The 12,243-nt window shown below is 36.2% G+C and carries 13 protein-coding genes; 12 read left to right on the top strand and 1 reads right to left on the bottom strand.

The features are described 5' to 3' along the window. Positions 1–9 precede the first annotated feature (9 nt). The 12 genes from B0A80_RS00115 to B0A80_RS00170 all read left to right on the top strand — a co-directional run bounded on the left by B0A80_RS00115 (position 10) and on the right by B0A80_RS00170 (position 11,239). Positions 10–1,266 (top strand): voltage-gated chloride channel family protein, encoded by a 1,257-nt coding sequence (locus B0A80_RS00115; RefSeq protein ID WP_089076009.1) that lies wholly within the window; start codon positions 10–12, stop codon positions 1,264–1,266. Between the two features lie 140 nt (positions 1,267–1,406). After that, positions 1,407–2,411, top strand: a complete 1,005-nt coding sequence (locus B0A80_RS00120) for a DHH family phosphoesterase (protein WP_089076010.1) — start codon at positions 1,407–1,409, stop codon at positions 2,409–2,411. 7 nt (positions 2,412–2,418) lie between these two features. After that, positions 2,419–3,060 carry a gliding motility-associated peptidyl-prolyl isomerase GldI gene (gene gldI, locus B0A80_RS00125; protein ID WP_089076011.1) on the top strand — a complete coding sequence of 214 codons (642 nt, stop codon included), beginning with the start codon at positions 2,419–2,421 and terminating at the stop codon, positions 3,058–3,060. Positions 3,061–3,076: 16 nt separating this feature from the next. After that, the gene (locus tag B0A80_RS00130) at positions 3,077–4,153 is read left to right on the top strand and encodes a peptidylprolyl isomerase (RefSeq protein WP_017497308.1); all 1,077 of its coding nucleotides are present in this window, start codon (positions 3,077–3,079) and stop codon (positions 4,151–4,153) included. Positions 4,154–4,197: 44 nt separating this feature from the next. Continuing rightward, positions 4,198–5,340: a peptidylprolyl isomerase gene (locus B0A80_RS00135; protein WP_070906877.1), complete on the top strand. Its 1,143-nt coding sequence runs from the start codon at positions 4,198–4,200 to the stop codon at positions 5,338–5,340. Positions 5,341–5,551: 211 nt separating this feature from the next. Then, positions 5,552–6,451, top strand: coding sequence for an EamA family transporter (locus tag B0A80_RS00140; protein WP_070906878.1), 900 nt, complete (start codon positions 5,552–5,554; stop codon positions 6,449–6,451). An 85-nt stretch (positions 6,452–6,536) separates the two neighbouring features. Then, positions 6,537–6,893, top strand: a complete 357-nt coding sequence (locus B0A80_RS00145; RefSeq protein WP_070906879.1) for a DoxX family protein — start codon at positions 6,537–6,539, stop codon at positions 6,891–6,893. Positions 6,894–6,922: 29 nt separating this feature from the next. Next, entirely contained in the window at positions 6,923–7,630 is a 708-nt protein-coding gene (gene aqpZ, locus B0A80_RS00150) for an aquaporin Z (protein ID WP_089076012.1), read from the top strand. Positions 7,631–7,663: 33 nt separating this feature from the next. Beyond that, positions 7,664–7,906, top strand: a complete 243-nt coding sequence (locus tag B0A80_RS00155; RefSeq protein ID WP_017497303.1) for a GlsB/YeaQ/YmgE family stress response membrane protein — start codon at positions 7,664–7,666, stop codon at positions 7,904–7,906. Between the two features lie 147 nt (positions 7,907–8,053). Next, positions 8,054–8,881, top strand: coding sequence for a sterol desaturase family protein (locus B0A80_RS00160; RefSeq protein WP_089076013.1), 828 nt, complete (start codon positions 8,054–8,056; stop codon positions 8,879–8,881). 120 nt (positions 8,882–9,001) lie between these two features. Beyond that, complete coding sequence (locus B0A80_RS00165) at positions 9,002–9,280, top strand: DUF2805 domain-containing protein (protein WP_017497301.1); 279 nt, start codon at positions 9,002–9,004, stop codon at positions 9,278–9,280. A 99-nt stretch (positions 9,281–9,379) separates the two neighbouring features. Then, complete coding sequence (locus B0A80_RS00170) at positions 9,380–11,239, top strand: M61 family metallopeptidase (RefSeq protein ID WP_089076014.1); 1,860 nt, start codon at positions 9,380–9,382, stop codon at positions 11,237–11,239. Positions 11,240–11,668: 429 nt separating this feature from the next. On the opposite strand, the gene B0A80_RS00175 is transcribed toward B0A80_RS00170, so the two are convergent. Then, positions 11,669–12,115 (bottom strand): hypothetical protein, encoded by a 447-nt coding sequence (locus tag B0A80_RS00175; RefSeq protein WP_017498720.1) that lies wholly within the window; start codon positions 12,113–12,115, stop codon positions 11,669–11,671. Between the last annotated feature and the right edge of the window lie 128 nt (positions 12,116–12,243).

Raw genomic sequence — 12,243 nt, forward strand, 5'->3', positions numbered from 1 at the left:
AGTTTATTAATGGCTTTTCAAAACCTAAAAAAAACACTGCTTACTATTTTCAAATGGATTCTCATTTGTGTCCTAATAGGTGTTTTGTCCGGATCTGCTTCTGCATTTTTCTTACTTTCACTTGAATGGGTTACGCAATTTAGAATTCATCACGATTGGATTATCTGGCTTTTACCTGTTGGCGGTCTACTTGTTGGATTTAGTTATCATTATTGGGGAGAATCCGTTGTAAAAGGCAATAATCTATTACTTGAAGAATACGAAAATCCTCAAAAAGTCATTCCGTTTAAAATGGCTCCTCTCGTGCTTTTAGGAACCTTACTAACCCATTTATTTGGAGGTTCAGCAGGACGTGAAGGCACAGCAGTACAAATGGGAGGTGCTATCGCCGATCAATTTACTAAACTTTTCAATTTAGATAATACCGAACGCAGAGTTCTCATTATCCTCGGAATCAGTGCCGGTTTTGCTTCTGTTTTTGGGACACCGCTTGCAGGTGCCATTTTTGCCTTGGAAGTTTTGTATTTTAGTAAAATTAATTTCAAGAGTACCCTCCTTTCTTTCTTAGTCGCTTATGCCGCTTATTTCACCGTTGAATTCTGGCCGGTTAAACATACTCATTACAGCATTCCGGGTGTTCCTGAAATTAGCCTGGTAACTTTATCTTATGTCGTTTTAATCGGTCTCTTATCCGGTTTTGCGGCTCTGCTTTTCTCGAGAAGCACCCATTTCTGGGGTTCCCTTTTCTCCAAAAACATCAAGTATCCTCCACTCCGTCCTTTTATCGGGGGAATTGTTTTGTCTATTGTCCTTGCAGGTTTCGGACTCACAAAATTCTCTGGCTTGGGAGTTCCGGTAATTGTCGATTCCTTTACAAATGCTAATCCGTGGTACGATTTCCTGCTTAAAATTCTATTCACCGGATTTACTCTCGGTGCAGGATTTAAAGGTGGCGAAGTAACTCCATTGTTCTTTGTAGGAGCAACTTTAGGGAGTGCTTTGTCTCTGGTCATTCCGTTACCCATTGCTTTCTTAGCGGGTTTGGGATTTGTAGCAGTATTTTCAGGAGCCACGCACACACCTATTGCCTGTACCATTATGGGAATGGAACTTTTTGGAATTCAGCCCGGATTGTTCATCGCCATTGCATGCGTTATAGCGTATTTCTCCTCCGGTTCTGTTGGAATTTACAAATCACAAATTGTAAAAGGAGCGAAGTATCAGTTGTATCAGAGACTACAACGAAAAGAACTGGAAAACCTCTAGTACGCTATAAGCTTTAGGCTTTAGGCTTTCGACTTTGGACTTTCGACTTTGGACTTTGGACTTTGGACTTTGGACTCAGCACAATTAACTTATAAAAAATGATTTCAGCATTACATTAAAAAAATGTAAATTCGCACACTATGAAAATACAAGACATTCAAGCGATACAATTATTACTCGCAACCCCAAAGAAAATTGCCATCATTCCTCATAGAGGACCTGACGGTGATGCTATGGGTTCAACCTTAGGGTTATATCATTTTTTATTAAAAAACAATCATCAGCCAACAGTAATTGCTCCTAATGATTTTCCTAATTTTTTAGCCTGGCTTCCAGGTTCTGAAAAGGTTAAAATATTTGAAAAAGATACTGAAAACTGTACCAAAATATTAGAAGAAGCTGAGCTTATTTTTACACTGGATTTTAATGCTTTTCATCGTACAGGTGAGATGGAACATACTCTTGTGAAGCTAACCGCTCCGTTTATTATGATCGACCATCATCAGAAACCGGATGATTATGCGCTTTATACTTACTCTGATACCTCGTTTGGATCTACCTGTGAAATGGTTTATAATTTTATTTCTTTCTTAGGCAAAAAAGAAGATTTAGACAAAACCATCGCCACTTGTATCTACACAGGAATATTAACGGATTCCGGCTCGTTCCGCTTTCCGGGAACAACAGGAAATACACACCGTATCATTGCTGAACTAATCGATTTAGGTGTCGAAAATACTCAAATACCCGTTTTGTTGTTCGACAACAGTTCTTACAGCCGTTTGCAATTGTTAGGCCGTGCGTTACAAAACATGAAAGTTCTGGAAGAACACAAAACCTCTTATACTTCACTTACTCAGGACGAACTGGACGCATTTAATTATGTAAAAGGCGACACCGAAGGTATTGTTAATTACGGTTTAAGTATAAAAGGTATTGTTTTTACTGCTATTTTTATCGAAAATAAAGACGAGAAAATCATTAAAATCTCTTTCCGTTCACAAGGAGGATTTGACGTAAACCAGTTTGCCAGAGATCATTTTAATGGTGGTGGACACAGTAATGCAGCGGGAGGAAAATCAGAGACTTCAATGGCAGAAACTTTGAAAAAATTTGAAGATTTAGTAAACAAACTAGAAATATAACCCAAATATGAACTACTTAAAACAAAGCAGTTGCGCCCTACTTTTTGCTGTTTTATTGGTTAGCTGTAAACAACATGAAGATGCCAGAAGACCTATTTCTCAGGCTTCCGGTACTTTTATGAAAAAATCAGCCGATCGAAATAAAAAATTAGTAGCCAATGAAGAGGATGTTATCAAAAAAATAATCAAAAGCAATCCGAAAACAAAATACTATGCCACCCGAAAAGGATACTGGCTGTATTATGATGAACGAAATGAAACTGATCTCCAGACTCCTAAAAAAGGAGATATCGCTTATTTTAATCTGGAAGTAAAAGATATCAATGGCCAAATAATCTATTCTGAAGCCGATCTTGGTCCGCAAACCTATTATGTAGACAAGCAAGACATTATGATGGGATTACGTGACGGTATAAAAATGATGCATAAAAACGAAACCGTGACTTTCTTATTTCCTTCGCATATCGCCTACGGATACCACGGAGACAATAAAAAAATAGGACCTAATCAATCCTTAATGTGCACTGTTACACTTCGTAACTTTGTACCGGATCCAGCTGCTAATCCAACAACTACAACTGCACAAACCCCTAAAACAACAGCTCCTAAAACTGTAGCTCAAACTAAAAAAGACACCTTAAACCCATAAAAACAACCTTTTAAAAATGAAAAAAAGTATTCTACTAGTATTACTTGCCGTTAGTTCATTATTCTCTTGTAAAGACGAACACAGCAACCTGCCTGATGGTTTATATGCGGATATTGAAACCAATAAAGGACACATTATTGTTGAATTGGATTATAAAAAAGCACCTGTTACAGTAGCTAATTTTGTAACCTTAGCTGAAGGTAAAAGCGAGTTTGTTACTAAAGATTACCTAAAAGGAAAACCTTTTTACGACGGATTAAAATTTCACAGAGTTATTGAAAATTTTATGATTCAGACCGGAGATCCTGAAGGAACTGGTTCAGGTGATGCAGGATACCGATTTAAAGATGAGATCACCGATTTAAAATTTGACAAAGCCGGTGTTTTAGCAATGGCAAACAATGGTCCGGCTACAAACAGCAGTCAGTTCTTCATCACACATGTTGAGACTCCATGGTTAGACGGAAAACACACTATTTTTGGTCATGTGGTTGAAAAAGGACAGGAAGTTGTTAATCAGATCAAACAAGACGATAAAATTGTTTCGGTAAAAATTATCAGAAACGGTGAAGCTGCCAAAAAGTTTGATGCTATAAAAGTATTTCACGATTATTTCTCTGAAATTGCTAAAGAAAAAGGAAAATACGCGGGCGTACAAAAAGAAAAAGTAGCGTATTTAGCCTCTATCAAACCTAAAGCAACCAAAACCAATTCAGGGTTAGAATTTGTAATCACTGAAAAAGGAACAGGTAAAAAACCGGCTACAGGAGCTCAATTGTACATCAATTACTCCGGTTTCTTAGAAGATGGTACTTTATTTGATTCTAGCGTAGAAGAAGTTAATAAAGCTTTCGGAAAATTTGATGCTGCAAGAGCCGAAGCACACGGATACCAGCCAATTCCTTTCCAGGCAGGTCGTAAAGACGGAATGATTCCCGGTTTTATTGAAGGAATTGAACAACTTTCATTTGGAGACAAAGCAGTACTTTTTATTCCTGCACATTTAGCTTACGGAGCTACCGGTGCTGGCGGAGTAATTCCACCAAATGCTAATATTATTTTCGAAATTCAATTATTAGAAAAACCACAATAATTTTTTTTAAAGAAAAACCATCATAGACTTAAATTCGGAACAACATGAAGTTTAAATTTCTATTTTTATTTTGCCTGGCAGTTGTAAATATTCAGGCTCAGGCTACCAAAAAACCAGTTGCTAAAGCAAAGCCAAAAACAGCAGCGACAGCAGCAAAGATAGCCCCTAAAGCCAATCCTGGCGAAGGTATTTTTGCTACAATAGCCACCACAAAAGGAGATATCGTGGTTTCTTTAGAATATGTAAAAACACCGGTAACTGTGGCTAACTTTATCTCGTTGGCAGAAGGAACGAACCCAAACGTTAAAGTGGAAAAACTTAAAGGTAAACCTTTTTACGACGGATTGAAATTTCACCGAGTAATCAATGATTTCATGATTCAGGGTGGAGATCCTGACGGAAATGGTTCAGGAGGTCCGGGATATGCATTTAAAGATGAATTTGTAGAAGATTTAAAATTTGAAAAAGGCGGAGTTCTGGCAATGGCCAATTCTGGTCCGGCTACAAACGGAAGTCAGTTTTTTATCACACACAAAGATACACCATGGTTAAATGGTAAACATACTATTTTTGGTCATGTGGTTTCAGGAATGGACAATGTAAATAAAATTGTTCAGGACGATATCATGACAAAAATTACCATTACACGCAAAGGTGCTGCAGCCAAAAAATTTGACGCTGTAAAAGTACTTGCTGAAGATGCGAAAAAACAAGAGGCGAAAAAAGCAGAATCTCAAAAAGTGATTACTGAAAAAGCAGCTTATTTTGCCGCTACAAAAGCGAAAGCGACTACAACAGCTTCCGGCTTAAAATATGTCGTTACACAAAAAGGAACAGGCGTTAAAGGAGCTGAAGGATCTAACATTTACTTTCACTATGCAGGATATTTTGAAGATGGAAATCTTTTTGACAGTAGTATCTCTACCGTAGCAAAAGCTTATGGTAAATACGATGCCAACCGCGATGCCCAAAAAGGATACAAAGCGTTCCCTTTTGTTGTAGGTAAAAAAGACGGAATGATTCCTGGCTTTATTGAAGCTTTAGACATGATGACAGATGGAGAAAAAGCAATATTCTTCCTTCCTTCTAATTTAGCTTACGGAGAAAAAGGTGCCGGGGGTGTAATTCCGCCAAACGCCACTTTAATCTTTGAAATCGAAACTTATAAAGAACAACCCGTAAAGTAATTCAAAGTACCTTACCGGACTTAAAAGCAACCACCACGATGTATTTCATGGTGGTTTTTTATTTTATACCATCCTGTCAAATCTTCAATTTTAAACCTCACAAAAAGAATGAAATAAACGCAATCACAACGTTTCTCAATATTTTCTATTAAATCCTAAACAAAATAGCTTACCTTTGCCGGCTTAAATTTTTTAAAATAAACAGATTAAGATGTCACAAAACAATGTATTAAAAGGAGTATTTTTAGTAGCCTTAGGAGCTACAACTTATGGGATGTTAGCCACTTTCGTAAAAATGGCCTACACAGAAGGATATACTACTGCCGAAGTAACTACCTCTCAATTTGTATTAGGAATCATTGGTATTTTACTAATCAATACATTCCAAAAACTAAAACATAAAGACAATGTTGTGAAAGCAACGCCAAAAAACATATTCAGCTTAATGCTTGCCGGTACTTCATTAGGAATGACGAGTTTGTTTTATTATTTGGCAGTAAAATACATCCCTGTTTCAATTGGTATCGTTTTACTAATGCAAACAGTCTGGATAGGAGTTTTACTTGAAATGATCTTAGAAAAGAAATTACCTTCCAAACAAAAAGTTTTTTCGGTATTTATTGTTCTTATTGGTACTGTTTTAGCCACTAATATTCTACACAACGAAATCGAACTGGACTGGAGAGGGCTTGTTTGGGGAATGCTGGCAGCTGCCTCTTTTACCACTACTATGTTTACCGCCAATCGCGTTGCAACCGAAATCTCGTCGGCACAACGTAGTTTGTACATGCTGTTTGGAGGTGCCATTATCGTATTTTCATTTGCCTTGGTAACACAGGTTACTCCTTTTAACCTTGCTATTTTTGCAAAATGGGGAATCATATTGGCTTTATTCGGAACTATCATTCCTCCAATGTTAATGAATCTTGGATTTCCATTAACTGGAATTGGTCTTGGAAGTATCGTTTCTGCCCTTGAGTTGCCAGTTTCAGTAACCATGGCCTACGTTTTATTAAATGAAGAAGTAATTCTTTCACAATGGATTGGAATTATTCTAATCATTTTAGCCATTGTTATTATGAATGTAAATTTCAAACGCAAGAACAGCTAATTTAGAAACACTCTAAAAAAAAGCCTCTTGTAGTGCAATAATTGTTAATTTTTTTATAAATTCGTGATAAACAATCCTATTTATCATGAATTTACCCTGGCATTTATATTTAATGGCTTCGCTTTATATTATTGCCGGATTAAATCATTTCAGAAAACCGGGAATGTACTTTAAGATCATTCCCCCTTTTTTTTCAAATCCTAAATTAATAAATATTTTAAGTGGTGTTGCCGAGGTCATCTTCGGCATACTCCTCCTGATTCCTGTTACCTCTCATTTTGGTGCATGGGGAATTATAGCTACTTTAATTGCTGTATTCCCTTCCAATCTCTATATGTATCAGAATAAAAAAGCAAGTTTTGGTTTACCAAAGTGGATTTTGTTTATACGCTTGCCCATTCAGATTGTTTTGATTTTGTGGGCATACCAATATACTTTTTAACAATCAACTATTAATTAAAACTATTTATTATGAAAAAATTATTTGCAGAGTTTTTTGGAACTTTTTGGCTGGTTTTTGGAGGTTGTGGAAGCGCAATTTTTGCAGCCGGAATTCCCGACTTAGGAATCGGATTTGCAGGTGTTGCACTGGCTTTCGGTTTAACAGTACTTACAATGGCTTATGCCGTAGGACATATTTCAGGAGGCCACTTTAATCCTGCTGTTTCTTTTGGTCTATGGGCAGGCGGCAGATTTCCTGCAAAAGACTTAATTCCTTACATAGTCGCTCAATGCGTTGGTGCTCTTGCGGCCGCAGGAACTTTATTCACCATTGCATCAGGAAAAGCCGGTTTTGCCATTGATAATACCAAAGCAGGAGCTTTTGCCTCTAATGGTTTTGGAGCCTTCTCCCCTGACGGATATTCCCTGCAATCTGCTTTTATCGCTGAGTTTGTACTAACATTGTTTTTCTTATTAGTAATTTTAGGAGCTACAGATAAATTTGCCAACGGAAGATTTGCCGGTATTGCAATTGGTTTTGCTCTAACCTTAATACACCTAATCAGTATTCCAATTACCAATACTTCGGTAAATCCAGCAAGATCATTATCTCAGGCCATTTTTGTTGGTGGAGAGCCGCTTTCTCAAGTCTGGCTGTTTTGGGCAGCTCCAATTCTGGGTGCTATTGTAGCCGGTTTCATTTATAAAACCGTACTGCAAAATCACGCCGAAGCTTAATCAACTCCTCTTTAACCTCAAAAAAATTAACATATGGAATTTTTATATTTTTTACTTATTGGTGCAATATCTGGATGGCTTGCAGGTCAGATCTGGAAAGGTGCAGGTTTTGGATTATTAGGTAATATCGTCGTAGGAATTGTTGGCGGTATTATTGGAGGCTGGATTGCCGGTAAATTAGGTATCGGTGGTGGCGGACTTCTTTGGCAAATTATAATTGCTGTTGGAGGAGCCTGGGTCTTACTGTTCATAATCAGCTTAATCAAAAAAGCATAAATCTTTGCTTATAACTATCACAAAAGAGAAAATCAAATATACTTCTATTCGGTTTTCTCTTTTCTTTTTTTCAGAAGAACTTACCTGTATTTGTTTTTCTTCAACAATCTGAATCACCCTTATTTTGTATCACTCTAATATAGCCTTATGAATGATATTGTTGCCTATTTCAGTACAATTCCGTCTTCGCACAGAAGCTTAATTCTGGTTGGCGGAATTACCTTTTTTTGGATGATTGAAAATACCTTTCCCCTGTTCCGGATGCACTATCGAAAATGGCAGCATGCAGGAATCAATTTTTTCCTGACTTTCACTACCATAATTGTCAATTTTGTTTTAGCTTTTATTTTAATTAAAACAGCAAACTGGACGACTGAAAACCACTTTGGACTATTACAATGGTTACCCGCTTTACCGCTGTGGCTTTACACCATCATTGGTTTACTATTGCTGGATTTAATTGGTGCCTATACTCCTCATTATGTACAGCACAGGTTCAAAATTTTATGGCGTTTTCATCTTGTTCATCACACCGATACCTGGATTGACACTACATCCGCAAATCGGCATCACCCCGGTGAAAGCATTATCCGATTTATCTTTACAACTCTTGGGGTTTTGATCATCGGAAGTCCAATGTGGATGGTTTTTCTATACCAAACCTTGTCTGTTATTTCTACACAGTTTACTCATGCCAATATAGCATTGCCTCAAAAACTAGACACTTTACTAAGTTATTTTATCGTTTCTCCGAATATGCACAAAGTACATCATCATTACGTTCTGCCATATACAGACAGTAATTATGGCAACATTTTTTCGGTTTGGGACCGTCTGTTTGGTACTTTCACCACTTTACCCAGAGACAAAATAATTTATGGCGTAGATACCCACATGGCCGTTGAAGAAAACAACAATTTGAAAAATCTATTAAAAATACCGTTTCAAAAATCGAGATCCGCAAAAAACAGTTAAAATCATTAAAAAAAACAGCATTCATCGAACCAACTAATTATTTTTTTTATTAATATTGATACTTAAATTGAAAATCAATCTATTAATCATTAACCTCTATTTTGAATTAATTTTCACGTGATGAAAAAGAGTAACCGCAAAGAATTGAATTGGGAACAAACTGAAAAAATTGTTTCGTTAGCCTTAGAAGAAAAAAATCCATTTGAAATCATAAAAAAGGAATTTGGATTGGCAGAAAAAGAAATTCTGGAAATCATGAAAAAGAAAATGCCCCTTGAGAAATTTGAGATGTGGAAAAAAAAGGCAATTGCAAATAAACCAAAACCAAAACCAGTTAAAATAGACGATTTTGACGAAGATTTGGATGGCAAATATTATATAAAAAACAAACTAGATTAAAATATAACTCCTGAATTTCAGGAGTTTTTTTTTATTTTTAACCGAAATGTAACTTTTTTACCTTTTGTGTGTCAAATAGCGATAACCAAATATGAAGAAATGAAGAAAATAATTTACACCTTAGCGCTTGCAGTCACACTTTGGAGCTGTAAAACAGGGAGTTCCTCCAGTACAGCAAAAAACAATGTTGTAGACGTAAACATTAATCTTGTTGATGTAAAAGACGACAAAGTTCTGGTAACGGTAACCCCTCCGCAAATAAAAACTGACGAAGTAATTTACAGTATCCCAAAAACGGTTCCGGGAACTTATTCTACGGATAATTACGGTAAATTTTCAGGTGATTTTAAAGCCTTTGATGCCAAAGGAAATGAATTAACTGTAAAAAGGATTGATGACAACTCCTGGTCTATTTCAGATGCAAAAAAATTAAAAAAAGTTACCTATTGGGTAGGAGATACTTTTGATACTGAAAAAGGAACGGGATTTGGAAATGATGACGTATTTTCTCCTGCCGGAACAAATATCAATGCGGGCGTTAATTTCTTAGTTAATACACACGGTTTTGTAGGTTACTTTCAGGATAAATTAGAAATTCCTTATAAAGTTACAGTAACACATCCTGAAACACTTTGGGGAGCCACTTCAATGACAGATGAAGACGCCAGCAAAACAAGTGACGTTTTTACCACTTCCCGCTATGCTGTTTTAGTCGAAAATCCGATCATGTACTCTAAACCTGATTATACGACTTTCAACGTAAATGGAATGGATATTTTAATCGCCGTTTATTCTCCAACCGGAAAGTTTACAGCCGAAAGCATCACTCCTGAAATGAAAACGATGATGACGGCACAAAAGAACTTTTTAGGCAAAGTAAATGCTAACAAAAAATATACTGTTCTTTTGTATCTGTCAAGTATGGCTAAGGATGATGCCCACGGTTTTGGAGCATTGGAACACCCAACGGCTACAACAGTTGTTTTACCGGAATCTATGCCTAAAGAAAAACTGGTAGAATCAATGAAAGATGTAGTTTCGCATGAATTTTTTCACATCGTAACTCCGCTAACCATTCACTCTAAAGAAATTCAGTTTTTTGATTACAATGCCCCAAAAATGTCGGAGCATTTATGGATGTACGAAGGAGTAACAGAATATTTTGCCAATCTGTTTCAAATCAATCAGGGGTTGATTAACGAAGCTGAATTTTACACGCGTATTGCCGATAAAATTGAGCAGTCTAAACGTTTAAACGATACCATGTCGTTTACCGTAATGAGTAAAAATGTACTGGATCAGCCTTATAAAGATCAATACTTAAATGTATATCAAAAAGGAGCTTTGATTGGAATGTGTATTGACATCATCATTAGAGAAAAAAGCAATGGAGAAAGAGGAATTCTGGATCTAATGCACAAATTATCGAATGAATATGGTATTGAAAAACCATTTAACGATAACGAACTTTTTGCTAAAGTAACTGAATTAACTTATCCTGAGGTTGGTGAATTCCTAAATAAATATGTGGCAGGAACGACTCCTATTCCTTATGACTTTTATTTAGCAAAAGTTGGTGTGACCAAAGCTTCAGAAAAAGCTCCGGCGCCAGTTTTCATTAAAGGTCAGGCACCTTATATTGGAGTTGACAAAGCTACTAAAGCCATAAATGTTCGTTCTAATATCGATTTGAATGTGTTTTTTACTAATTTAAATCTTAAAGGAGGCGATATAATACTTGCTGTAAACGATAAAGCGTACAATTTCGACAATATTTATGATTTGATTGGCGAAAGTGATAACTGGAAGGAAAATGATCCAATTACGATTAAAATAAAACGTGCCGGTGTTGAACAAACGATCAAAGGAACCGTAAAAGTTCCGTTTGAAGAAAAAGAGACTTTTAAAGCAACAGACACTTCAAAAGAAAAACTAAAAAATGCATGGTTGAAAGGATAGTTCTTTTCAACTCAAACACAAAAAAACCGACAAGAGATTGTCGGTTTTTTTTATAATTATCATTGTGAGCTATCAAACTAAAACGGTAACATCGTACGTCAGACTGAGCGAAGTCGAAGTCTTCAACAGTATGGACTTAGCGTGTGGGACTTCGACTTCGCTCAGTCTGACATTATGTGCCAATATACTTCACGCAGTCTGATATTACATACCTATATACTTCGTTTAGTCTGACCTTACGTACCTATATACTTCGCTCAGTCTGACATTATGTGCCTATATACTTCACGCAGTCTGACATTACATGCCTATATACTTCGTTTAGTCTGACCTTACGTACCTATATACTTCGCTCAGTCTGACATTACATGCCTATATACCTCGCTCAGTGTGACACCTGTTTGTTCTTTAGGCTACAAATCTTTTTAACTACTTCTTCTTTACCGGAAATTTCCAGTCAAATTCGTCTTTATCGTTTATGATTGCACCGATTTCAAACTTCACCACTTCGTCAAATTCTGTTTGAAGGATGAACCAGTTGTCTTCATTAAAGTAATTCTCGAAAGTATCAAAAGTTTCCTGATTGTATTTTGTAATTCCTTTTGTTGCTAAATCTTTCTTTACATCAGCAATTTTTCTTCCGATTAGTTTGAATCCAAAAACTTCTAAATCGCTGCTTGAAGCTACTAAATAACCTAATTTCAGGTCTTCTTCCTGATAAAACGTCAATCTGATCTTTTGTGCATTGTATACAAAAATCACATTATCATCTTCATCTTTATAATTTTTATCAGGCTTTCCTAAAGCAGCTGTAACATCGTTCTGCTTCATTCCGAAAAGCAATTTATCAATTCCTGATTTTAGATTTATTTTCATGTTTACTTTTATTTAAAGTGCAAATTTCGGGAAGTTTTTTGTTGTTTCCCTATTAATTGTAAAATTTTCTCGAATTTAAACCTTGCCCTTTTTCAAGTTGCTTTTTTGAGTGTCAGGCTGAGCGAAGT

Source organism: Flavobacterium tructae, from assembly GCF_002217475.1.
In the GTDB taxonomy this organism is placed as follows: Bacteria; Bacteroidota; Bacteroidia; order Flavobacteriales; family Flavobacteriaceae; genus Flavobacterium; species Flavobacterium tructae.